At 69.6% G+C, this 23,721-nt stretch carries 18 protein-coding genes and 4 pseudogenes; 16 read left to right on the top strand and 6 right to left on the bottom strand.

Annotated features, from left to right (window positions below; translation table 11 throughout):
* Window positions 1-33 precede the first annotated feature (33 nt).
* The 5 genes from QSK45_RS37345 (at window position 34) to QSK45_RS37325 (ending at window position 5,067) form a co-directional block, all read left to right on the top strand.
* Window positions 34-1,776 (top strand): pyruvate dehydrogenase, encoded by a 1,743-nt coding sequence (locus QSK45_RS37345; RefSeq protein WP_285563410.1) that lies wholly within the window; start codon window positions 34-36, stop codon window positions 1,774-1,776.
* A gap of 196 nt (window positions 1,777-1,972) precedes the next feature.
* Window positions 1,973-2,698, top strand: coding sequence for an alpha/beta fold hydrolase (locus tag QSK45_RS37340; protein WP_285563409.1), 726 nt, complete (start codon window positions 1,973-1,975; stop codon window positions 2,696-2,698).
* 71 nt (window positions 2,699-2,769) lie between these two features.
* Entirely contained in the window at window positions 2,770-3,621 is an 852-nt protein-coding gene (locus QSK45_RS37335; RefSeq protein WP_285563408.1) for an alpha/beta fold hydrolase, read from the top strand.
* A 68-nt stretch (window positions 3,622-3,689) separates the two neighbouring features.
* Window positions 3,690-4,556: a DUF4232 domain-containing protein gene (locus QSK45_RS37330; RefSeq protein WP_285563407.1), complete on the top strand. Its 867-nt coding sequence runs from the start codon at window positions 3,690-3,692 to the stop codon at window positions 4,554-4,556.
* Window positions 4,557-4,611: 55 nt separating this feature from the next.
* Window positions 4,612-5,067: a DUF5709 domain-containing protein gene (locus QSK45_RS37325; protein WP_285563406.1), complete on the top strand. Its 456-nt coding sequence runs from the start codon at window positions 4,612-4,614 to the stop codon at window positions 5,065-5,067.
* 15 nt (window positions 5,068-5,082) lie between these two features.
* Here QSK45_RS37325 and QSK45_RS37320 read toward each other — a convergent pair.
* Window positions 5,083-5,619 (bottom strand): annotated as a pseudogene (locus QSK45_RS37320) (transposase); the annotation flags it as partial.
* A 563-nt stretch (window positions 5,620-6,182) separates the two neighbouring features.
* Here QSK45_RS37320 and QSK45_RS37315 point away from each other — a divergent pair.
* From QSK45_RS37315 to QSK45_RS37305, 3 genes and pseudogenes are all read left to right on the top strand, one after another.
* Window positions 6,183-8,639, top strand: coding sequence for an ATP-binding protein (locus QSK45_RS37315; RefSeq protein WP_490993673.1), 2,457 nt, complete (start codon window positions 6,183-6,185; stop codon window positions 8,637-8,639).
* Window positions 8,585-9,574, top strand: a pseudogene (locus QSK45_RS37310) (IS3 family transposase); the annotation flags it as partial. The gene QSK45_RS37315 and the pseudogene QSK45_RS37310, both read left to right, overlap by 55 nt.
* A 257-nt stretch (window positions 9,575-9,831) precedes the next feature.
* Window positions 9,832-10,518 (top strand): HAD family hydrolase, encoded by a 687-nt coding sequence (locus QSK45_RS37305; protein ID WP_285563404.1) that lies wholly within the window; start codon window positions 9,832-9,834, stop codon window positions 10,516-10,518.
* 259 nt (window positions 10,519-10,777) lie between these two features.
* Here the strand turns inward: QSK45_RS37305 and QSK45_RS37300 are convergent.
* Window positions 10,778-11,182, bottom strand: a pseudogene (locus QSK45_RS37300) (TnsA-like heteromeric transposase endonuclease subunit); the annotation flags it as partial.
* Window positions 11,183-11,633: 451 nt separating this feature from the next.
* A complete protein-coding gene (locus QSK45_RS37295; RefSeq protein WP_285563402.1) occupies window positions 11,634-12,251 on the bottom strand; it encodes a TetR/AcrR family transcriptional regulator C-terminal domain-containing protein in 618 nt (205 codons plus the stop codon).
* 64 nt (window positions 12,252-12,315) lie between these two features.
* On the opposite strand from QSK45_RS37295, the gene QSK45_RS37290 reads away from it, so the two are divergent.
* Window positions 12,316-13,578 carry a beta-ketoacyl-[acyl-carrier-protein] synthase family protein gene (locus QSK45_RS37290; protein ID WP_285563401.1) on the top strand — a complete coding sequence of 421 codons (1,263 nt, stop codon included), beginning with the start codon at window positions 12,316-12,318 and terminating at the stop codon, window positions 13,576-13,578.
* A gap of 648 nt (window positions 13,579-14,226) precedes the next feature.
* Here the strand turns inward: QSK45_RS37290 and QSK45_RS37285 are convergent.
* From QSK45_RS37285 to QSK45_RS37275, 3 genes are all read right to left on the bottom strand, one after another.
* Window positions 14,227-14,703, bottom strand: a complete 477-nt coding sequence (locus QSK45_RS37285; RefSeq protein ID WP_490993672.1) for a macro domain-containing protein — start codon at window positions 14,701-14,703, stop codon at window positions 14,227-14,229.
* A 214-nt stretch (window positions 14,704-14,917) separates the two neighbouring features.
* A complete protein-coding gene (locus tag QSK45_RS38700) occupies window positions 14,918-15,229 on the bottom strand; it encodes a hypothetical protein (protein ID WP_490993671.1) in 312 nt (103 codons plus the stop codon).
* A gap of 247 nt (window positions 15,230-15,476) precedes the next feature.
* Window positions 15,477-16,466 (bottom strand): NAD(P)H-dependent oxidoreductase, encoded by a 990-nt coding sequence (locus QSK45_RS37275; protein WP_285563400.1) that lies wholly within the window; start codon window positions 16,464-16,466, stop codon window positions 15,477-15,479.
* A 169-nt stretch (window positions 16,467-16,635) separates the two neighbouring features.
* Here QSK45_RS37275 and sigJ point away from each other — a divergent pair, with 169 nt between their 5' ends.
* The 7 genes and pseudogenes from sigJ to QSK45_RS37240 all read left to right on the top strand — a co-directional run.
* Window positions 16,636-17,571, top strand: coding sequence for an RNA polymerase sigma factor SigJ (sigJ, locus tag QSK45_RS37270; RefSeq protein ID WP_285563399.1), 936 nt, complete (start codon window positions 16,636-16,638; stop codon window positions 17,569-17,571).
* A gap of 442 nt (window positions 17,572-18,013) precedes the next feature.
* Window positions 18,014-20,095 (top strand): MMPL family transporter, encoded by a 2,082-nt coding sequence (locus QSK45_RS37265; protein ID WP_490993670.1) that lies wholly within the window; start codon window positions 18,014-18,016, stop codon window positions 20,093-20,095.
* A 319-nt stretch (window positions 20,096-20,414) separates the two neighbouring features.
* Entirely contained in the window at window positions 20,415-21,224 is an 810-nt protein-coding gene (locus QSK45_RS37260) for a hypothetical protein (RefSeq protein WP_285563397.1), read from the top strand.
* Complete coding sequence (locus QSK45_RS37255) at window positions 21,221-21,706, top strand: hypothetical protein (RefSeq protein ID WP_285563396.1); 486 nt, start codon at window positions 21,221-21,223, stop codon at window positions 21,704-21,706. Before QSK45_RS37260 ends, QSK45_RS37255 begins: the two co-directional genes overlap by 4 nt.
* Before the next feature lie 132 nt (window positions 21,707-21,838).
* Window positions 21,839-22,099, top strand: a pseudogene (locus tag QSK45_RS37250) (Tn3 family transposase); the annotation flags it as partial.
* An 89-nt stretch (window positions 22,100-22,188) separates the two neighbouring features.
* Entirely contained in the window at window positions 22,189-22,767 is a 579-nt protein-coding gene (locus QSK45_RS37245) for a TetR/AcrR family transcriptional regulator (protein ID WP_285563395.1), read from the top strand.
* A gap of 111 nt (window positions 22,768-22,878) precedes the next feature.
* On the top strand, window positions 22,879-23,721 hold an 843-nt coding region (locus QSK45_RS37240; RefSeq protein WP_285563394.1), incomplete at its 3' end, for a hypothetical protein.

The following is a 23,721-nucleotide window of genomic DNA, read 5'->3' as shown; positions in this document are numbered from 1 at the left end:
CGCGACCCCGTGAGCGACCACCCGAGGAGCACCATGGCCGGACAGTCCGTAGCCGAGCAGTACGTCGACCTCCTTGCCCGCGCCGGCGTGCGCCGCATGTACGGGGTGGTCGGGGACAGCCTGAACCCCGTCGTCGACGCCGTCAGACGGCACGACTCCCTGGAGTGGATCCAGGTCCGGCACGAGGAGGTCGCGGCCTTCGCCGCCGGCGCCGAAGCCCAGTTGACCGGGAAGCTCGCCGCGTGCGCGGGGTCGTGCGGTCCGGGCAATCTGCATCTGATCAACGGTCTGTTCGACGCCCACCGCTCGATGGCCCCCGTCCTCGCGCTGGCGGCGCAGATCCCGAGCGGGGAGATCGGCACCGGCTACTTCCAGGAGACCCATCCCGACCGGCTGTTCCAGGAGTGCAGCCACTACTCGGAACTGGTCTCCTCGCCCCGGCAGATGCCACGGGTGGTGCAGACGGCGATCCAGCACGCGGTCGGCCGGCGCGGTGTCTCGGTGGTGTCGATGCCCGGAGACGTGGCCGCCGAGCGCGCCCCGGTCGGCGGGGCGGAACTCCACCTGCCGCTGGACCGGCCGACGGTACGGCCGGCGGACGAGGAACTGACCCGGCTCGCCGAACTGGTGGACGCCGCCGAGAAGGTGACGGTGTTCTGCGGCCGGGGCGTCGAAGGCGCCCACGCGGAGGTGATGGCGTTCGCCGAGAAGGTGAAGGCCCCCGTGGGCCACGCCCTGCGCGGCAAGGAGCACATCCAGTACGACAACCCGTACGACGTCGGCATGTCCGGCCTGCTGGGCTACGGCGCCGCCTACGAGGCGATGCACGAGTGCGACCTGCTGCTGCTCCTCGGCACGGACTTCCCGTACACGGACTTCCTGCCGCGCCACGTGCGGACCGTCCAGGTCGACATCCAGCCCGAACGACTCGGACGGCGTACCCAGTTGGACTTCGCGGTGTGGGGGGACGTGCGGGAGACACTGCGGTGCCTGACCCCCGCCGTGCGGGAGAAGCCGTCCCGCCGGTTCCTCGACCGGATGCTGCGCCACCACGTCCGCGAGCTCGAAGGCGCCGTCGGGGCGTATACCCACGACGTCGGCGGGCACACCCCGATCCATCCCGAGTACGTGGCCTCCGTGCTCGACGAGGAGGCCGCCGCCGACGCGGTGTTCACCGTGGACACCGGCATGTGCTGCGTGTGGGCGGCCCGTTACCTGACCCCGAACGGCCGGCGCCGCGTTCTCGGCTCGTTCGTGCACGGTTCCATGGCCAACGCCCTGCCCCAGGCCATCGGCGCACAGTTCCTCGACCGCTCGCGGCAGGTCGTGTCCCTCTCGGGCGACGGCGGATTCTCCATGCTGATGGGCGACTTCCTCACGCTCGTGCAGTACGGCCTGCCGGTGAAGGTGGTCGTCTTCAACAACTCCTCGCTGGGCATGGTCGATCTGGAGATGATGGTCGACGGCCTGCCGCCGCACGGCACCGGCTACCCGCACACCGACTTCGCGGCCATCGCCGAAGCCGCCGGCGCGCGCGGCATCCGGGTCGAGAAGCCCGCGCAGGTGCGCGAGGCCCTGCGGGAAGCGTTCGCCCACGACGGGCCGGCGCTGGTCGACGTGGTCACCGATCCCAACGCCCTCGCGCTGCCACCCAAGATCACCACAGAGCAGGTCACCGGCTTCGCGCTGTCCGCCGGCCGCACCGTTCTCACGGGCGGCGTCGGACGCATGATCGACCTGGCCCGGGTGAACCTCCGCAACGTCCCGCGGCCGTGAGCGGCCGACCGCCCGGCGGCGCACTCCGGCGGTGCACACGGACAGGCCGCTGCCAGGGCACTGAGGGACAACCTTTCCTCATCGCCCGTCAGTAGGTTTCCCCACGTACCGGCGGCAGCCCGCTCGGCACCCTCCAGCGCCCCGGCCGGCAGGCCGTTCCGGGCGCCGGCCACGACACCCGAAAGCGATTCCTCCCATGTCTCCTTCGCCCAAGCCGACCGTCGTCCTCGTCCACGGCGCGTTCGCCGACGCCTCCAGCTACGAGCAGGTGATCCCGCGGCTGATCGCCCGCGGCCTGGACGTGGTCGCCCCGGCCGTCCCCAACCGCAGCCTGATCGGTGACGCCGCCTACATCGCCTCGATCGTCCGCCAGATACCCGGCCCCGTCGTTCTGGTCGGCCACTCCTACGGCGGCGCCGTGATCACGGTCGCGGGCACCGAGGACAACGTCAACGCGCTGGTGTACCTGGCCGGTTACGCCCTGGAGAAGGGCGAGAGCCTCGGCGAGCTGCAGGGTCGTTTCCCCGACTCCGACCTCGCCGCCGCGCTCGTCTACACGCCGTTCCCCATCGAGGGCTCGACCGAGACCGGCACCGATGTGTCGGTCCGGCCCGACAAGTTCCCGGCCATCTTCGCCGCCGACGTCGCCCACCGCCTCGCCGAGGTCCTCGCCGTCTCCCAGCGCCCGCTCGCGGCGCAGGCGTTCGCCGACGCGGCCCCGGCCGCCGCCTGGAAGACCAAGCCCTCCTGGGGCCTCGTCGCCTCCTCGGACCACACCATCAACCCGGACGTCGAGCGCTACGGCTACCAGCGGGCCGGCATGACCACCGTCGAGGTCGACTCCTCCCACCTGGTGATGCTCTCCCACCCCGAGCGCGTCGTCGAGCTGATCGAGGAAGCCGTCCGGGCCACCTCCGCCTGAGGCGCCCGCCGCGCCCACGCCCGACCGCCGGCCGTGCCGAAACGGCCGTCCCCCTCCGCAGAGAGCGAACCATGAACTCACCCGTCTCGCGCCGTACCGTGACCACGTCCCTCCTGGCCGGCGCCGCCGTGCTGGGCACCGCGGGCGCCGCGTTCTCCGCGCCGGCGGCGGCCGACCGGCCCCGCCGACCGCACCGGCACCCTGACACACCCACCGTCGTCCTGATCCACGGCGCGTTCGCCGACGCCTCCAGCTGGACCGGCGTCGTCGAGCGCCTGCAACGGCAGGGCCACCGCGTCCTGGCACCGGCCCTGCCGCTGCGCGGACTGGCGAGCGACGCCGCCTACATCCGCAGCGTCCTGGACAGCGTCACCGGTCCGATCGTGCTGGTCGGGCACTCTTACGGCGGTGCGGTCATCAGCCAGGCCGCGGCCGGCGCCCGGCAGGTCGAGGCCCTGGTCTACATCGCCGCCTTCGTGCCCGAGATCGGGGAGAGCGCGCTCCAGCTCACCGACAAGTTCCCCGGCAGCACCCTGGGCCAGGCCACCGCCACCCAGTACTACCCGCTGCCGGGCGGGGGACAGGGGGCCGAACTGGTCATCAAGAGGGAGCTGTTCCGCGAGCAGTTCGCGGCGGGTGTGCCGGTCAGGACCGCGCAGGTCATGGCCGCGGGACAGCGCCCCATCACCCTCGCCGCGCTCCAGGAGCCGGCCACCGCCGCCGCGTGGCAGAACATCCCCAGCTGGTACCTCGTCGCGAGCGAGGACCGCAACATCCCGCCGGCCGCCGAGCGGTGGATGGCCGAGCGCGCCCGCGCCCACACCGTCACCGTCCGCGCGCCGCACGCCGTGTCGGTGACCGACCCCGGCCCGGTCTCCGACCTGATCCTGAGGGCCGTCCGTTCCGTTCGCCCCGGCCGCTGATCCGCGCGCGGTCCCGCGGACCGGCGGGGCCGCGCGCGACACCACACCCGCCACGAGAGGACAGTTCGATGACACAGCCCGACACGGGCCCTGCGCCGGCCGCACCGGCCGCGTCCGACCCCGACGCGCTCCAGGTCGTGGCGCCCGGGACGTTCGAAGACCTGCGCGTCGACGAGGTCTTCCGGGCACCCGGCCGCACCCTCACGGACGCCCACGCCCACCCTCCGCAACCGACGCGGCGAACTCGTGCCGTCGGGGCCGCGTCAGCGATACCGGCAAGCGGCATGACACCCCGACTCCTCCTGCCCGGCCTCCTCATCGGGTGCGCCGTACTGACCGGCTGCACGAGCCAGAGCACCGACGGCGCAGCGGGCGTCAGCCCGTCCGGGGCCGCCTCGACCGGCGGCCCCACCGCAACGGGGACTGCCGGCGACGGTACCTCCGGCCCGTCCCCGACCACCTCGTCCGGCGGCGCCGGTACGGCGTCGTCGGAGCCCGCCGTGCCGGCGACGGGGCGCCGCTGCCACACCTCCGAACTGAGGGCGTCCGTCGGGGCCGACCACCCCGGAGCCGGTCAGTCGAACTTCGCCCTCGTCCTGACCAACGCTTCCCACCGCACCTGCACGGTCCGCGGCTTCCCCGGAGTGGCGTTCGTCAACCGCGTGGGCGAGGCGGTCACCCCGGATCCGGAGCGGGCCACCGGCGAGGCGCAGCAGACCGTGACGCTGGCCCCCGGAGCCGCCGCCTGGTCGGCGATGACGTACACCAACCCGGCGGTCACCGGCGTCACCACCGTGACACCGGCGGTCCTGCGCATCACGCCGCCCGACGAGACGGCCTGGATCCCGGTCAGCTGGACCGGTGGCGAGGTCTCCGACACGGGCAAGGCGTCGGTGCCCCGGCTGAGCCCCCTCAGAGCGGGCGACGGCTCCTGATCCCGCGATCAGGGCGGCACACGGAAGCAGATACGGAAGGAAGACGGAGGCACGGATGACTGACGAGACGATGGGTGACGAGGTGTACCAGCCGGACGGGTCCGAGGTGCGCGACGACGCCGGTCTGCTGGATGCGTCGGACACCCTGGAGTACCGGGGCGGCGACGAGGTCCTGGACGAGGGCTACTCACCCCCGGACAGGCCGTGGGGCGTGGAGCACACCGGTGTCACCGCGTCGGAGCGGTGGCGCGGAGAGAGCCTGGACGAGCGCCTCGCGGAGGAGGTGCCCGACATCGGGGTCCCGGAGGGCGACGGCATCGGCGATGTCTGGGACACCGACGGCGAACCGCTCGACGACGAGGTCGGCGGCCGGCGCGCGGGCCGGCTCCTCGCGCCGGACGAAGGCAGTCACGAGAACACCCAGTCCGACCTGTTCGCGTCCGACGTGGGACTGGACGGGGCCGGTGCGTCGGCGGAGGAGGCCGCGATGCACGTGATCCCCGACGCCTAGGCAGTTTCGTTCGGATCATCGGGCGGACCAGAGGAAGATGCCCGCGATGTGGAGTCCGGCCAGGTAGATGGTGGCGGTCTTCTCGTAGCGGGTGGCGATGCCTCACCACTGCTTCAGGCGGTTCATGCACCACTCGACGGTGTTGCGCTGCTTGCAGGTCTCGCGGTCGAAGGCCGGTGGCCTGCCGCCTCGGCTGCCCCGACGGAGCCGGTGGCCGCGCTGGTCTGCGGGGACGGGGGTCACTGCCCGGATGCCGCGCTCGCGCGGGTGTTCACGGATCGCGCGGGAGGAGTAAGCCTTGTCGGCCAGGACCATGTCCGGCCTGGTGCCGGGTCGCCCTCGTCGACGGGGAACGCGTAGGCGGGCCATGACGTCGGTGAAGGCGGGTGCATCACCGGCTTTGCCGGCGTTGAGGACGAACGCGAGGGGCCGGCAGCGGGCATCGGCGGCGAGGACGAGCGCGAGGGGCCGGCAGCGGGCATCGGCGGCGAGGTGGATCTTTGTGGTCGGTCCGCCGCGGGAGCGACCGATGGCGTGGTCGCCGGATCCTCTCGGGCCGGCCTTCGCGTGCTCGACCGAGGCGATCGCGGCCGTCCGACACCTGTAGCCGCTGACGGCGTGCCTGAACCTGGTCGACGTGCTCCGACCGCACATCGTGGACTTGCGGGGCCGAGCCGCGGGCCGAGCGCGAGTCTGGCGCGATGTCGAGTGGTCGAGGAACATGCGGGACGGCTACCGGCTTGCCGAGCTTGGCGAGGAACATCTGCGGACGGGGCAGCCGCTGGCGCGGATTGAGGACTTCCGGTGAGCAAGCGCCTCCGGCTGGGGTGGGACCCGAAGGGTCCGTTGCTGACAGCCGACGTCCAGCATCCGCCGCGGCCGACGGGACACCGTGACATCGACAAGGCTCTCTTCGTCCGGTCCGGCCGCTGCTGGAAGAGGCGGTCGCAGAGGTCGGCCCCGAGTACCTCTGGTGTCGCAACCCTGCCAGCGCCCCTCGCGCGGACATCGGCGGGTTGGTCCCCTGGTCCTTGCCCCTGTGGAACAGGGCCGCTGATGCCCTGATCCGGGTCGCCGGCCACGCCTGTACGGTCGCCACCTCCGCGTTGACCGGGATGCGGTCCGGCGAACCGATGGAGCTGCCGGGCGGCCACCGCAGCAGCAAGGGAGGGGTGGGGCTCTCGGCCTCCGTCGGGTCCGGCTCGTGTGCCATGCATAGAATTGGCGTCGTGAGTGCGGGTGGGGGAAGCGTCGGAGGGACGCCGTTCGGCCGGCTGTTGCGAGCGTTGCGGCTGGCCCGTCGCTGGACGATCGAGGAGCTTGCCGAGGCGTCCGGCGTTTCCGTGCGCGCGATCGGTGACATGGAACGGGGCCGGAGCCTTCGCCCACAACGGGGAACGGTCACCGCGCTGGCCCAGGGTCTGGAACTGGACGAGGCGGCGCACTCCGAACTGCTGGAGGCCCTCCGCGGCCGTCCCGCGGCGAAGCCCTCCGTCTCGCCGGCGTCGCCCTACACGCTGCCCAGAGGCGTTCGGGACTTCGTGGGCCGGCATGCGGAGCTGGCCGCGTTGCGTGCCCTCGTGCAGCAGTCCGTCACGGAGTCTCGGACGGAGAACAAGGCGGTGCGCTCACCGGCGCCGGTGGCGGTGCTGTTCGGGCCGCCCGGCAGCGGCAAGACCACCTTGGCGGTCAGACTGGCCGAGGAGTCCGCTCCGTCCTTTCCGGATGGAGCGTTCCTGATCGATATGCGGGGCCTCGACGTACAGCCGCTCTCGGCGGATCAGGTCGTGCTACGCCTGCTGGGCGCCTGGGGCGTGGCCGACGCCGAGCTGGGCCGGCTGAGTGCCGAGGAGCGTCTCGCCCGGTACCATGCGACCGCAGCCACTCTCCGCGCGGTCGTCGTCCTCGACAACGTCGGTAGCGAGGCACAGGTCAGACCGTTGCTGCCGCGCGAGGGCGGGCTCCTTCTCGTGGTGACCAGCCGACGCACGCTCGCCGGCCTGGAAGGAGTGCACCGGGTGGAGCTCGGCGCACTGACCCGGGAGGACTCCGCCTCGCTGCTCCGGGCCGTGGTCGGCGCCGACCGCACGGACGCGGAGCCCGCGGCCGTCCTCGCCGTGACCGAGTTGTGCGGGCACCTTCCCCTGGCCTTGCGGGTGGCCGCGAACTGGGCAGCCACCCGCACCAACTGGAGCCTGCAACGGCTCGCCGACCGGCTCACTGACGAGGAGCGCAGGCTCGACGCCCTCAGCGCCGGAGACCTTCGTGTCAACACCGCCTTCGCCCTCTCCTATTCGCGTCTGGCCTCCGGCACCGCCCGCATGTTCCGGTTGCTGTCGTTGCTGCCCGGGGCGGATTTCGGCGTTCCGTCGGCGGCCGTGCTCGCGGACACGTCCCTGCCGGCGGCCGAAGACCTGTTGGAGGAGCTCCTCGACGCGGGCCTGCTGACGGCCTCCCGCGGGGACCGCTATCGCTTTCACGATCTTCTGCGGCTGTACGCGGGCGCTCGCCACCGTACCGAGGACGGTGACGAGGCGTCGGTTGCCGCAAAAGCCCGCCTGCGGGCCTGGCTGCTGGACACGGCCGTCCTCGCGGGCCGCTGGTACGAGCCGGACCACGGTGCACCGCCGCCGGCCCCCGGCAGGCTGGTCGCCCTCGACGACCGCGAGCAGGCGATGCGGTGGATGAAGACGGAGAGCGACAACTGGCTCGCCGCCTTCCGTGAGGCCGTGGAGGCCGGTGAACACGCCAAGGTCATCGAGGTCGCGGACGCGACGATCTGGTTCTCCGACCACTGGGCGTCCTGGGGGCACTGGATCGAGGTGTACGAACGCTCCGCCGAGGCCGCGGCAGCCCTGGGCGACCCCGTACGTGAGGCCACCCACCGCAACAACCTGGCAGGGGCCTACTGGGTCGGCGAACGCCGCCACGACAAGGCGGTCGACGAAGCCAGGCACGCGCTCGCCATCGCCGAGAAGTGCGGGGACGTGACTCAGCAGGCTTGGGCCCACCACCATCTCGGCGGACTGCACGCTCTGGTCGACGACCTGCCGCCCGCCGCCGACCACTATCAGCATGCCAAGGAGCTGTTCGCGCAGGCCGACGAGGTCAACGGGTACCTGGCGGCGTCGAACATGACCATCAGGGTGGCGGAGAAGGCCGGTCGCCCGCGGCAAGCCGTCGCCGCCTATGACGAGGTGATGGACCTCCTCGCCGCTTCCGAATACCGCGACCGCATTCCGCCCAACGTGCGGGACATCACGATCACGTTCGCCACGTTCTACGTGTCGTTCGCGCATCTCAATCAGGGGCGCTGGCAGGAGGCCGTCGACGCCTTGCGTCTCGCCCGGGGGCAGCTCGAGACCCAGGGCTGGCACGAGCGGGCAGGCACGGCCCACCTGCACATGGCTCACGCACTCGTCCACCTTGGTCAGCTCGCCGAGGCGGAGACGGAGTACCGCGCCGTGCTCACCATGGCGGACCTTGTCCCCTCGGCCATGCTGGACGATGCCCGCGCGGCACTCGACGCCCTCGCCGCCGGTACGCCGTCACCTCCCACCCACTTTGTCTGATCCAGGTGGAGCTGAAGGCGGTGCGCAAGGAGAACCAGAAACTGGCCACCGAACGGGACATCCTGCGCAAGGCGACGAAGTCTTTCGCCGCCGAGATGAACTGGTGACCGCTGCCGGTTCACTGAGGACCATCACCGCGCCTGGGGCGTGAAGCGGTTGTGCCAGGTGCTGGAGGTGGCCCGCTCCAGCTTCTACAAGTGGCGGGCCGGCCGCGCGGCCCGCGCCGCGCGCGAGCGGGCCGATGCGGCGCTTGCCGAGCGGATCAGGGGCGTGCACGCCGAGTGGGACGGCACCTACGGTCGTCCTCGCATCACCGCCGAGCTGCGCGACGAGGGCGAGCTGGTGAACCACAAGAGGGTCGGACGGGTCATGCGCAAGTTCGGCATCGCCGGGCTGCGGCTGCTTAAGCGCCAGGTCACCACCGGTGCCCGAACCGTCCGCCACGCCCGTGCCGGACCTGTTCCGGCGCGACTTCACCGCGAGCGCGCCGAACACGAAGTACGCAGGCGCCGTCACCTACCTGCCGGTGGGTGACGGCGAGTCCTGTATCTGGCGACGGTGATCGACTGCTTCTCGCGCCGTCTGGTGGGCTGGTCGGTCGCCGACCGCATGCGCACCTCGCTGGTCGCCGACGCGCTCCGGGCAGCCGCCGCGACCCGCGGCAGTTCGCCGATGTCTGCGCCGAGTTGGGCGTGCGACAGTCCATGGGAACGGTCGGCACGAGCGCGGACAACGCACTCGCCGAGTCGTTCAACGCCGCTCTCAAGCGCGAGACACTCCGTGGCGCCCGCCGCCTCGACGGGGCCCACGTCTGCCGCCTGGCAGTCTTCCGCTGGACCACCCGCTACAACACCCGCCGCAGGCACTCGGCGAACCGACAGCAGGCACCGATGGCCTACGAACAGCAGTCAGCTACCTTGACACTTGCCGCATAATGACACGAACAGGTGTCCACTTCTCGGGGACAAGGCCCCCAACCCGGACGGCCCCAGCCGCCCGCGTCGAAGTGCATCTGTCGGATGGCAAGCCGCGACCTGGTGAGGTGCCATGTCGATTGAGAACGCTGCGCCTCCGTGTTCTCAACTGACATGGCTTGCACGGAATCCTGCTGACGGACGGGACAGCAGGCTCAACCATCTTGCTCTTCGTCGTGCAAACTGCCTGCTCGTGGGGTGGTGGCATGATGCGGGGCGTGTTCAGTGAATCCGACCGTCATGGTTCGTTTAGGTATGTCCTATTTGACGTCGATGGCACATTGATCGATGCCGTAGACAATCAGCGCCTGGTCTGGCGAACGTGGGCAGAGCGATACGGACTGGATGCAGATGAGGTCTACCGAGTGGCCCTGCGGACCAGGCCGACGGAGACCTTCGCGCAGGTTGCCCCGGACCAGGACCCCCGGGAATGCCTGGCCGCGCTGCACGAACTGGAGGACGACGACGTCCGTTCGGGTACCTATAGAGCCTTCGACGGAGCCTCGGAGCTGTTGAATGCTCTGCATCCCAGGGCCTGGGCACTGGTGACCTCGAACTACGAGCACCGGGTGCGTGGACGCTTCACACGGACGGGCTTGCCGCTGCCGGAGGTTGTCGTGGATGCGGCTGCTGTGGAGGAAGGCAAGCCGTCGCCGGTGCCGTATCTGCAGGCCGCGGCGCGACTTGGTGCCCAGCCGGAGGACTGCTTGGTCATCGAGGACGCCCCTTCCGGGGTGCAGTCCGGGCTGCGCGCCGGGATGACGGCGTGGGGCGTCAACACCGCGGCGCCGGTGGATGGGGTGCATCGCCACTTCAGCAGCCTGCGCGAAGCGGTCCGCGACATCCTCGCCTTCACCGTCGGCCTCGTCCCTCATCGAAGGGAGGGATCAATCACAGTGGAATGATCTTGGCCCTCAGCCCGGACGGCCGGCGGCGGCAACGGGTCCACCAACGCGAACGGCGGCAGGACTCGTTCCGGGGCCGCCTCCGTTCCTCGGTCCAGACCTCGAAATCGACGGCTGCCATCACGTAGCCGGCAGCCATGACACGGGTGTCGCCCTCGTCGCCGAGCAGTCGCAAGGTCGTTCCCTCCAGCCCGATGACCTGCTGGTTCCGGCCGAACCGGATCCGGTCCCCGACCCGCAGAACCCGCGTGGTGCCACTTCAACCATGACTCACCGCGCAGCCGATCACGGAGCCGTCTCCCAGCGGCACCGACAGGTCAAGACGCAGGTCACCGCACCACAGCCGGTGGAAGAGCGTCGGCAGGACGGACAGCGGGGCCCCCACCGCCTCGGCACCGTCCCTCAGCAACCCCGGGTCGTCGAACGCGTCCATGAGCCGTTTCGCGACGTCGCCGACCCGGTTGCGTGGATGCCGAAAGCCAGACAGCCAGCGGACGTTTGCCATCTCCACCGGATCGGGCCGGGCTCGTGCACCAGCGCGAAGGACCAGCAGCCCATCTCCTGGCACATCGCCTCGGTCGCCGAGAACTTCACCCGCGTCCCCCGGGCCGACCCGGTCCGCCGGCCGGACATCGACGACCAGGCCCGAGCCGTCCTCCAGCCGCGCGAAGTAGTCCGCACCGGGAGCGCCGACTCGAAGCGAACCCGGGACACCGCCTCCAGCACGGACTTCCGCAGCTCGCCGCCCTCACCGTCAGCCCGCTCGACATCGACCAGACCCAGATCCATCGCCACCCCCGGCTTCGCGCACCTGCCGAAAACGACCGTGACAGGTACCGCGAGAACCGGACCAGGAAAATGAGATCAAACCCACACATACAAGGCAAAAGCCGTCGCTCAGCGTGCGACGCAATGAGAATCCGACAGCACGAACGAGAAGCGGTGAGAATCCGACAGGCTCAGTGCGACAGGACACCTTGAGAGGGCATGTTCCCCCGAAACCATGGAGCGAAGCGACATGTAGCTCTGCGTAGCGGATCTGGGCAAACATGCTGACCGCGACAAGGCCACCATCGCGGGAACAGCGCACATCGTCGCCGGTCTCTTCGACTGAGCTAACCGTGATCAGGTTCGTCGTGGATGGTCAATGCTCCGGCGAGGTCGAGGTCGGCGTTGGTGCCGTGTGCCCCGGCGCGGGCAAGCAGCACTGCGCCGAGCGCGGTGCTCCAGAACGTCCTGGCCTCCACGTTGAGCGGTCGACGGGTCCTCCAGCCGCGACTGTCGATGAGCTGGCTCGCGAAGCGCTCGGATTGCCGGAACAGCAACTGGAGGTGCCGGTCGACCACGGGGGCGAGGTCGGGCTTGGAGATCCCGGCGGCGAGCGCTCGCGTGACTGACGGGAGCGAGGGCATGGCCAGTACGGCGCGGGCGATGTTGCGTCGGAATGTCGCGGCATCAGGGGCTTGGCGACCGATGCGCTCAATCCGTCGGGCGTCGTGCAGCAAGCCGAGAAAGGCCGCGTGCACGAGGAGCGAGTCCTTGGAGCCGAAGTAGTAGGTGACCTGATTGGGGAAGGCGCCTGCCGCGTTCGCGATGTCCGCGACGCTCATCTCAGCGCCGGGCCGTTCCTTGCAGAGCCGTGCGGTTGCCTCGATCAGCCGGCGCCTCGTCGCGCGACCGCGGTCACGCGACCGGGCCGACGTTGATCGAGCTTCGGTTCGCTTCTTCTCCACACCAGAATTGTATGTGATACAACAATGGCATTCACTTGTATCGCATACAAGAAAGTTGAGAGGCATGCACCGGACTGAAGTCGTCGTGACCGGACTCGGCGCGATCACACCACTCGGGGCAGACGTGGCGTCCACCTGGGGCGCCCTGCTTGCCGGCGAGTCCGGCATCCGCGACGGCGTCCTGGGAGGCCAAGAGGACACTGGCCTTCCCGCCACTGTCGCGGGGACGATGGCGATCGACCCCGCCGAGTCGCTGCCGCCGGTGCAGGCCAGGCGGCTCGACCGCTCGCAGCAGGCGGCCTTGGCCGCGGCGGCCGAAGCCTGGGCCGATGCCGGTGCCCCAGAGGTGGACCCGGACCGGCTCGCATCGGCGATCGGCACGGGCATCGGGGGCGTACGGACGCTGCTGAAGGAAGACGACGTGCTGGAGACGGCTGGGAGGCGGCGCGTCTCGCCACGCACGGTCCCGATGCTCATGCCCAATGCGGCGGCGGCGCTGATCAGCATCGAATACGGGGCGCGGGCCGGGGTCTACACGCCCGTCTCGGCATGCTCCTCCGGTGCCGAGGCGATCGCCCTGGGAGCCAGGCTCATCCGTGCGGGTGAGGCTGACGTGGTCATCGCGGGCGGGACCGAGGCCGCGATCACCCCGATCACTGTCGCCGGCTTCGCCCAGGCACAAGCGCTGTCGCGGCACACCGCTGAACCCGCCTCGGCGTCCAGGCCATTCGCCGCGGACCGCAGCGGATTCGTCCTCAGTGAAGGCGCCGCTGTCGTGGTGCTCGAAAGCGCCGAGCACGCCAGCGCCCGAGGCGCGCGCATCCACGCGGTACTCGCTGGCGCCGGCATCGCCGCCGACGCTCACCACATCACGGCGCCCGCTGCCGACGGCTCCGGTCAGATCTCGGCCATGCGGAAGGCCCTCGCGCAAGCCGGCTTGGCTCCCGAGCAGATCAGCCACATCAACGCCCACGCCACCGGAACTCCGGTCGGCGACATCGCCGAGGCGCACGCGATCAGGGAGGTCTTCGGCCGCGCCACCGTGACAGCCCCCAAGGCGGCGCTCGGTCATCTCTTCGGCGCCGCCGGCGCGATCGAAGCACTCATCGCCGTCCTCAGCGTGGAGCACGGCGTCATCCCGCCGACTCGCAACCTCACCGCGGCCGGCGTCGGGCCCGACATCGATCTCGATGTGGTCGCAGAGCGACGAGACGTCCCCCAGGAGGCCGTGCTCAGCAACTCCTTCGGCTTCGGTGGGCAGAATGTCTCACTCATCGTCACCCGTGCACGGCACCACGCGTCCCCTACGGCCTCGACGACACCATGACGCACGCGAACGAACCGTTGTCCGTGGAGAGTCGCCGCTGATTGACCGAGCGTTGCAAGACTCGTCCGATTATGCGTGTCGCCGCAGAGATGGAGGATGTCCCGAGCAGCGGCGTCGAAGTGGGTGAACCGGAACCGGCCATGGGGAACTTGGGCTGATCGATCGAAGCTCGCGCCGCACGGCGGTCGGCCCCCCCCGTCATCACCGACGACATGCTCCGCACCGTGCTGCGGCGCCGCGTGGGCGGCCAGTCCGTCGAGCAGATCCAGCCCGACCCGATCACCCCCACGGGGCAAGCGCAGGGGACAGAACCCTCGGTGGCCCAGCATCTACCGGGCGCTGGCCCAGCACGCCAAGCGCAAGGCGTACCCCGAAGCCGTCGAACAGGCCCGTGCCGACTTCGCCGCACTCAGGTCGGCGATGTGCCTCGACCCCGCTTCGCCCTCTCTGACCAATCGTCACTCTGATTACAGTGAGCTACTTGCCACTTCGCCGTAGCTTCGGGAGGGCAGGGCCGAGATCTTCGCGGGTTCGCGGAAACTGAAGGCGGTCCAGCGGGGACTCACGGGTCTGCTGAAGCCATTCACGAGAATGCACCAGGGAGTTGATCACGAACCTGCGGCCCTGTGGCCAGGCAAAGAGTCGGTCTCATGCGTAGTCGTAGACGGTGGCGGCGATGTCGCGGGCACCCAAGGTTTTGCTGATGATCGGCTCGATGCGTTCCCACTTGCCGCCGGCGAGGCCGCAGCCGATGCGGGGCATGTGAACAGAGGCCTTGTTGACAAGGGCGTGCTCAGCGACGGCCTGTAGGCAGCGTTCAACGGCGTCGTATCGGATGGGTGGACCGCTGCTTCCCACCTTCATCCCGCGCTGCGCGACCATGTTTGCGACCCAGATGTCGGATCGGACGCGGACCATCTGTACTGCTCCGAGGGCGAAGTCGTTACCTGCGCGCTCGCGGTGCCAGCGACGGTACTCGCGCTCCGGTTCGGGCCAGTGACGTGAGATCGCCAGAACGAATCCCTTGCCCCATCCGCCGAGGTCATTGCAGATATGGGCGATGATCTTCGGGCCCTTCGCCTGGGGGTTGGTCGCGTCGCCCGCGACGATCTTCAACGGTTTCACGGAAGTCATGGTCGCCTGGTCCACGACTGGAGGCCAACGCTTTTCCTCTCGTGCCGCCCTCGTCGTGCGCCGCGTTCCTGGTGTCCGATGGGCCGCTCCAGGATCGACTGGGTCGAGTGCGCGTGACGGATGGTTGTCTTCTCGTCGTTATCGAAGACGAGCGCCAGGTGGAGCGGGTCGGCGCCGTGGAGTAAGGGCCTCTTCAAGCTGGCGGTTAACAGGAGCCGTTCGAGGGCTGCGGCGGTGGTCGAGCCAGTCCAGGACCGCTCGGTGGGTGAGGTCGTCGGGCGGGCGGACACGGCCGGCCGCCGACGGTGATGCGCCGGTTGCCCAGGTCGACATCTTCCAACTGCGTCGTCCGGATCATCTTCGGCCGTGCCGCGTGGACAGCGGCCAGGGCGGCTATGAGCCGGACGTCTGGCGTAGTGGCGGCGGCGATGGCCTCATGGTCGTCGTCAAACTGGCCCCAGACGTCCTCGATGAACCACCGCAGCGACCGGTCGGCACCGTTGATCAGCGGCACCATCCGCTCACGCGGGCCCGAGCCACGGGCGCCCTTGCCGTGACGCACACGAAGCTTGCCAAAGCGGCCCAGGTCCCACTTGGTGTCGGCCAGGTCGAGTCAGAGCCTGCGCGCGGGCCAGCCGAGTCAGCTTGACCTCTCGCACCGCGTGGGCCGATCTGGTCAAGGGCGAGACGCCCGTGTGCGTGGCGTGAACGGAATCGTCGGTGGCCGCCGTCGCTTTCACATCCGTCCCCGGGCTCCGCTGATGTCACGGTTCGAGATCGACGACCCCTTTGCCGCTCAGGATGTCCAGTGGCACGGAGACCTGGTCATGCGTGATCAGCCAATCGCCGTCGATCTTCCGGAAGCAGAAGGTAGCCCGGACCCACATGCCGCCCGCTGCCGTTCCGTCGGCCCGCGTGCCGCTGAGGCGGCCGAAGGCGTGCGTGAACGCCGTGTCTTCGCCCACGGTGGGCGTCAGATCGCGCATTTCATAGCTCACCTCTTGGAAGAACGTGAACACGTTCGCCCAGTTCTTGAGTTTCGCGTCGATCCCCATGTGCTGGAGTGGCGGATCGATGTCGAAGGAGACGACATCCGTGGCGTAGAACCGCCTCAGGCCCTCAAGGTCCTTTGCCTGGATCGCGTCGATGATGCCCTCGACGTGGCGGCGGATCGCGGCTTCGTCCGTCTCGCGCTGTGTGGGCAGGGCTGTCCGTCGTCCCGTGCTCTGGGCGACGACGTGGTCCAGCAGTGTGTCCAGGGCACCGATGTGGTGGGCGCCCGGCCTGAGTGTCGCGTGCTCCTCGAAGTCGTTGTGCAGGGACAGTTGGACCTGCGGGGTCACGACAGCCATCTGGAGGAGCTCACACAGTGTCCGCAGCTGCCGGGCCGCGCCGGTGCCGCCCCGAGTGCCGTAGGAGACGAATCCGACGGCCTTGTGGGTCCATTCTGCGTGCAGGTAGTCGATGGCGTTCTTGAGGACGCCGGGGATGGAGGCGTTGTACTCCGGGGTGATCATGACGAATCCGCCGAAACGGGCGATGGTATCCGCCCATGCCCGGGTGTGCTCGTGCTGGTACCTCCCGGCGAGCGCGGGCAGCGGCTCGTCCAGGTGCGGCAGCGGGTGGTCCAGCAGGTCGACCACCTCGAATTCGGCGTCGCTGCGCCGGGTCGCCCGTTCGTGGACCCACCGGGCGACCTGGTCGGCCTTGCGGCCGGGGCGGGTGCTGCCGACGAGTATGCCGATCCTGGTCATCGCTGTCTCCTGAGGTGTCCTGCCCGGGTACTGCGGGGCGATGGTGTCTGTGCGCGGTACGACGACACGGCCCCGCGAAACGTCAGGGAAACTCGCGAACCTGACAATCGGACGTGCTGTCTCGTCGGACCAACGAGGGACGACCAGAGATCGAGGAGCCACCGGAACGATGACCAGTCAAGCAGAGTCAGAGCGCGACGAATCCGACGCAGGCTTGGGCGCGCTCATCAGTGAGCGGCGGCGGCTGATCGGTCTCGCCTATCGGCTCCTCGGTTCCCTGGCCGAGGCAGAGGACGCGGTCCAGGAGACCTACACCCGCTGGTATGCCATGTCCCGACATGAGCAGGACGCCATCGACTCCCCCGGTGCGTGGCTGACGACGGTCGCCACACGTGTGTGCCTGGACCTCCTCGGCTCGGCGCGAGTGCGGCGCGAGCGCTACGTGGGCGAATGGATCCCGGAGCCGCTGCCCGAGCGGACCGGCTGGATCAGCGGGCGCCCAGGGACCGCGGCGGCCGACCCCGTGGACCGGATAACGCTCGACGAGTCGGTGAGCATGGCCTTTCTCGTCATCCTCGAGTCCATGAGCCCCGCCCAGCGCGTCGCGCTCATCCTGCACGACGTCTTCGCATACTCGTTCGCCGAGATCGCCGAGATCACCGGCCGCACCCCGGCGGCCTGCCGCGAACTGGCCTCCTCCGCCCGGCGCCGCGTACGGACCTCCCGGCCCCCTGAGGCCCCGGCGGCCCACCAGGCGCGACTCGTCAGGGAGTTCAAGAAGGCGTGGGAGGCACAGAACATCGATGCCCTCGTCGGCCTCCTCGCCCCCGGAGCCACCTTCACAGCCGACGGCGGCGGCATGGTTCCCGCGGCGCTTCACCCCATCGAGGGCGAGGGAATCGCGCGGTACCTCACCGACCTCGCTGCTCGGGCGTCCGGCGGTCTGATGGTCCTCGAGCGCACGGTCAACGGCCGACCCGGGCTGGTGATCGAGCACGAGGGCGTCACCGTGGCGGTGTACGCGTTCGACGTCGCGGACGACCGAATCACGCGTATCTGGGCGGTACGCAACCCGGACAAACTCCGCCCTTGGACGGCGGGTTGACCGCAGGGCCTGTGCAAAGTTCCGGCTGGTGCGGAAGTCGCTGCTCACAGTGCGTCGACGATGTGCACAGAGCCGTCCCGCCGCATCACGGCCCCGGTTGAGGCCGACCGCCACCACTTCGGTACCGCTGACGCGGCCGCAGCCGGCTCTCGGGCGGTGGACGCGTGGCAGGACAAGCCGGACGACCTGACAGACCCCCCTCTTGTTCGTCATCTGCGTGTAGCCACTTGCGAGTACGCGGCACGTCGATGTCAGGGCAACCGGCTTGACCTGTTGGTCAGGTCTCGCCGGTTTCTCCTCATGACCTGGACCTATCCGAATCGTCGGCCACATGGCGCCGACTGCCTCCGCGAGAAGGCTCGCGCCATCACCTTCTGGGGTTTTAATGAACAGATGGAAGACGTTGTCCGCGTTGCCATGCGGGCGGCGAAGCAAATGGGTCGTGCTGATCGGCTGGATCATTGTCATCGCCGGCCTGATGCCGCTCGGGCAGAAGCTGAGCGGCGCGCAGAGCAACGAGATGTCCTCGTGGCTGCCGGGAAGCGCCGAGTCGACAAAAGTGGTCGAACTGCAAAAGCACTTCCGCCCTGACGCCATCTCGAACGCCAACGAGGTCTACTATCGCGCGAGCGGCCTGACGGAGGAGGACCGCCAAGCGATCGCGGACGACCTGCGGGCATTCGCCGTACCCGGTGCCATCAAAGGCGTGACAGGCGATATCGGCGCGCCGCAGTGGGGCGCCGACGGGACGACGATGCAGGTCGAGATCCCGATCGCCATCAAGGACGGCGGCTGGAAGGACCTCGCCGACGCCGTCAAGCAGATCAAGAAGATCGCCGAGAAGGACCGTCCCAGCGGCCTGCACACGTACAGCGCGGGACCCGCCGGTATAGCGGCGGACCAATCCGAGGCGTTCCAGAGCATTGATGGCTCACTGCTGTTCATCACCATCGGCGTCGTCATCGTCATCCTGCTTCTGACGTACCGTTCACCGACGCTGTGGTTTGTGCCGCTGCTCTCGGCGATCTTCGCGTTGTTCGCCGCGTGGGCGGTCGTGTACCTGTCCACGAAGGCGGGTGTCACGGTCAACGGCCAGAGCTTCGCCGTACTGAACATCATGATCTTCGGTGCGGGCACCGACTACGCGCTGCTGCTGATCGCGCGCTACCGCGAGGAACTGCGCCACTACGAGGACCGGCACGAGGCCATGGCGCACGCACTGCACCGCGCCGGCCCGGCCATCGTGGCCAGCGCCGCCACCGTCGCCCTGAGCATGCTCGTGCTGCTCGTCGCCGAGATGAACTCGACACAAGGCATGGGCCCGGTGTGCGCCCTGGGCATCGCCGTCGGCCTGCTCGTCATGATCACGCTGCTGCCCGCGCTGCTGGTCATCTGCGGCCGCTGGGTGTTCTGGCCGAAGGTACCGCATGTCGGCTCCGAGCAGGCGCACGCAAACGGCGTCTGGACGCGGGTCGGCCGCGTCATCGACAAGCGCTCGCGCCCGGTGTGGATCGTCACCGCGGTCGTCCTCGGCGCGCTCGCGCTCGGCATCACCGGCCTCAAGGCCGACGGCGTCGAGCTCGCGGACTCCTTCACCAAGAAACCCGACTCCGTCAAGGGCATGGAGATCGCAGCCAGGTCGTTCCCGCGAGGCGAGGGCGATCCACTGGTCGTGATCACCAAAGCGGACTCGGCCGACACCGTGGCGGCCAAGGTGCAAGGCACACAGGGCATCGCCCCGAGGGGGGTGGTGAAGCTCGGCACCGAGAACGGCCGCACCGAGATCTGGGCGACGCTCAGCGACGGCCCCGACACGTCCGCCGCGCGCGACACCGTCGATCGGGTCCGCGACGCGGTGCACCCGATCCCTGACGCCGAAGCCAAGGTCGGTGGCGGTCCCGCGATGGCGCTGGACGCCGCGAAAGCGTCGCGGCACGACGACAAGGTCGTCATCCCGCTGATCCTGCTCGCCGTGCTGTTTGTTCTGTGCCTCTTGCTCCGCGCGATCATGGCACCGGTGATCCTGATCCTGACCGTGGTGTTGTCGTTCGCGACTGCGTTGGGTATCAGCTCGCTGGTGTTCAACCGCGTATTCGACTTCGCGGGCATGGACACCGGCATGCCGCTCCTGATCTTCGTGTTCCTGGTCGCCCTGGGGATCGACTACAACATCTTCCTGATGCACCGGGTCCGCGAAGAGGCGCAGCACCGCGGGACGCGCCAAGGCGCGGTCGTCGGTCTCGCGGCCACCGGCGGCGTCATCACGTCGGCCGGGCTCGTCCTGGCGGCGACGTTCGCGGTGTTCACCACGATGCCGCTCGTCAGCTTCGTGGAGATGGGTTTCGCGGTCGCGCTGGGCGTCCTGCTCGACACGTTCATCGTTCGCTCGGTCCTGGTGACCGCGCTGACACACGACATCGGGCAGAAGATCTGGTGGCCGAGCCGGCTGGCCCAACAGCCCGATGCGGGCGTTCGGCCCGCGGAGGGCTCGGGCCGGGATCGGGACGAGGTACTCGCACGCTGACCCCGGCGCGGCCCGACTGCCGACCGGCCGACCAACGTCAGGTCGAGGCGTGCGGTAGACCAGGAGCTGAGTCCTGGTCTACCGCGCTCCCTCGCGTGCCATCCGGTGTGCAGGACGATGGGGGAGCCGACGGGGGGCCTTGACTCTTGGTTCCGGACACACGAGACACCGGATCCTGGGGATCCGAGGACGGACATCTCGTGGTCATGAAGAACTATCCGCCGCAGTTCATGGCGGACGCACCCTCGGCCGACTCCTCGACGACGGCACAGGCGACGTTGCCGCTTCGCTGCAACCGCTGGTCACCTCCCTGAAGGAGATGGACCGGCCCAAGAGCCGCCTGATCTGGCTCCGCAACCCCAATGTCGTCCGTCTCCTCCGCGGCCTGGCCGCCGGCAGCATCCCGCTCACCCACGACGGGCTGCACCAGGAAACACCCTGGCGAACCGTCGTCCACCTGCGTGACCTGCTGATGGACAGCGGTGTCCTGCCACGCGTCGACCGGCAGCTTCTGCTCTATCAGCGCTGGCTGGCCGAGCGGCTCGCCACCGTCGAGGACCCCGAACCCCGGCGACTTCTTCAGCACTTCGCCACCTGGCACCAGATGCGGCGCCTGCGGAGCAAGGCGGAGAAGGGACCGCTGGGACGCTCCCAGACTAACCAGACGAAACAGGAGATCACCCAGGCCGGCGCCTTCCTCGCTCGGCTCGCCGACCGAGGCCGCACCATCGAACACTGCCAGCAGGCCCTCGACGCCTGGCACACCGAGAAGCTGGCCACCCGCCGCCCGGCCCAGACGTTCCTGCGCTGGTGCATGAGGACAGGCCGGATGCCCCGCCTCGTCCTGCCACCCCAAGTCGTCAGCCAGGACGAAGCACCCCTGCATCAGCACCACCGACTCGTCGTTCGCCGGCGAGTCCTCCACGACGACTCCCTGCCCCTATGGGCCCGGATCGCCGCCACACTCGTTCTCCTCTACGCGCAACCCGTCACCCGCATCGTCCTCCTCGCTGCCAACGACGTCGTCGAGGGGCATGCCCGATTTCCGCAGCGTCGCCGCGCGCATCGACTCCGAGCAGCGAAACGAGGATGCGAAGGGGCAGTCCTGAGCACTACAACGAGGGGATGACCGTCTTCCTGTGCTCCAAATGCGGCACCGCGATCACGCCAGAGCTGGCCGAGCTTGCCGCCATCCCTGACGTCTCAGACGACGAGCACGACCGGGACAAGGAGACGCGCCGGGCGCCTGCCACCGTTCCGCGGGGCCGCTACGCGATCGATCCCGAGCCCTGGGGACCTCCCTACGTCGTGCAGGATGATCAGGAGGACCCGAAGCCGGCTCAGTCGCGTGGACCCGTGATCTGCCGTGAAGAAGGCTTCGTCATCTCGGCCGGCAGCCGATACACAGTGCTGGTGCACCCTGATGACGCCGTCGGCCTTCAGCCACTGCCCAACTGGGAGAACAGCAACGGGTGCTGCGGGCCGACAGGCGACGAGGGACTCAACCGGGCCTGCCCCTGCGGCGCTCCGGTCGCGACCCTCGCCGCCGACTGTTTCGGGCCCTTCGAACTGCACCTCGACCCCGTCCGGACCTACGCGTTCTCCCTGTAAGACCGCGAAGCGCGCGCGGACGACGTGCACGACACTCCCGACGGAACCCGTCCACCCAACTTCTTCACGACTACTTTCCGTGGTGAACGACGGCCCGCAGGCGGACCTGCCGCCGAGCTGGACTAGTTCGGACAAGACCAGCTCGCCGCCCTCGGCGTGGTGCTCGATGCCGTGGTGCTGTGGAACACGCGCTACCTGGACGCGACTGTCACCCAGCTCCGCGTCGAGGGCCACGACATCAAGGACGAGGACGTCGCCCGGCTCTCCCCGCTCAAGGACCGGCATATCAACTTCCTGGGCCGCTACCTGTTCGACATCAAATCCAGCGGCCCCGGGCAAGGCCTGCGCCCGCTGTGCGACCCGGACACCGCCGAGGACGCCGACGACGAGTAGCCGTGAGGCCGGCCTGCGGGTCAGCGAATGGCCAGGCGGCCACAGGCTCTTTTCTTGAGCGTACGATCCAGATAGGTTACGGTGGGGTCATGGCAAGGACCCGGGAGTTCGACACGGAGGCGGCGGCGAGCCGCGCGATGGAGCTGTTCTGGACGCGCGGCTACGAGGCCACCTCGGTGCGCGACCTGACCGGGCACCTGGGGATCGGGCAGGGGTCCTTGTATGCCGCGTTCGGCGACAAGGACGGCCTGTACCGGGCGGCGCTGGAGCACTACCGCACCACCCTCGCGGCGGCCGCCCTGCGCAGTCTGGAGGAGGGGGCGGACGCCCGGTCGGCGATCCGCACGATGCTGGTCGAGCGGGTCCGGATCGCCGTGGAGGACAACGGCCGGGGCTGCCTGGTGGTCAATGCCGCCTGCGAGCGCCTGCCGGAGGATGCAGCGACCCGGCGCACCGTGCGCGACATGCAGGACGCCAGCCGGGACGCGCTCGCCGAAGTGCTGCGGGTCGCGGCGGAGCGGGGCGAGATCGCGAAGCGGCACGACCCGTACACCCTCGCCGCTTTCCTCGTCGCCTTCCTCAACGGACTGCTGGTCTCCGCGAAGATCACACCGGACGTCCGCGCCCTCGAACCCCTTGTGGAGGTCGCGCTGGCCGCCCTCGACTGATTTTTTCATGCCCGGAATCTGTATCGGGCGATCCAGAAAAGGCGCCGGTGCCCGCTCGGACACGGGATCCGGCGACCCCGCCCCGCTTCAACCGAAGACCTCGGAGGACCCATGCCCCCCGCACCCACCCCGAGCACGCCCGCTCTCGGCGGAAGCCGCTGGAACACCTTCCCCGCGGCCGGCACCACCCTGACCGCCCGCGAGTTCTTCACCGCCACCGAGCCGCTGCTACAGGGCATCATCGACGACAACGCCCTCACCAGCGCCGACAGCGAGGTGCTGGAGGGCCAGATCCGCGCGGCACTCGCCCTCGGCACCCGGGAGACCTCCCTCCCGCTGTCCCTCGGCCCGGACAGTGCCCCGGCAGCGCGCGAACTGGGCGCGCAGGCCGAGACGATCGGCCAGGAGCTTGCCTCCTGGTCGACCGAGGCGCTGGAGAGGCTGCTCACCGATCCGGTACCGCTCCCCGCCGGCCCGCTGGTCGTCCGCAGCCACTGCTACGGCCACCTGCTCACCCCTCCCGCAGCCGATCTGCTCCGCGGACGTCGCGGGGGACCGGTCACGATGCAGCTCTACAACGAGTGGCTCCACCAGATGGTCCTGCTGCGCGACGCCCTGCTGCCCTTCACCAACTGGCAGGACGTCCCGCTCCTGATCACCCCGACCGGACTGCGGCACACCGAACCGGCCCGCGACGCGTTCCTCACCGAACTCCTGGTCCGCCAGATCCGGCACACCAGCATCGTGGCCTTCGCCCGCAACGTCGTCACCGGCGCCTCCGGCCCGGCCGGCTACGGCTTCGAGGCCGGCGGCGGCACCGCCCTGCCCGCAGTCCTCGGCCAGCCACCCCTGACCGCACCCCGGCACCTGCTGACCTGGCGCCCCGACCCGGCCGTCGGTGAAGCCGCCACGTATGTCCCCGAAGTACAGGACTACTACGCCGCACCCCGCACC

Origin of the sequence: Streptomyces hygroscopicus subsp. hygroscopicus (genome assembly GCF_030269125.1) — a bacterium.
Taxonomy (GTDB): domain Bacteria; phylum Actinomycetota; class Actinomycetes; order Streptomycetales; family Streptomycetaceae; genus Streptomyces; species Streptomyces hygroscopicus_C.
The sequence above is the reverse complement of the archived record's forward strand: the minus strand, read 5'-3'. Positions and strand labels throughout refer to the sequence as shown.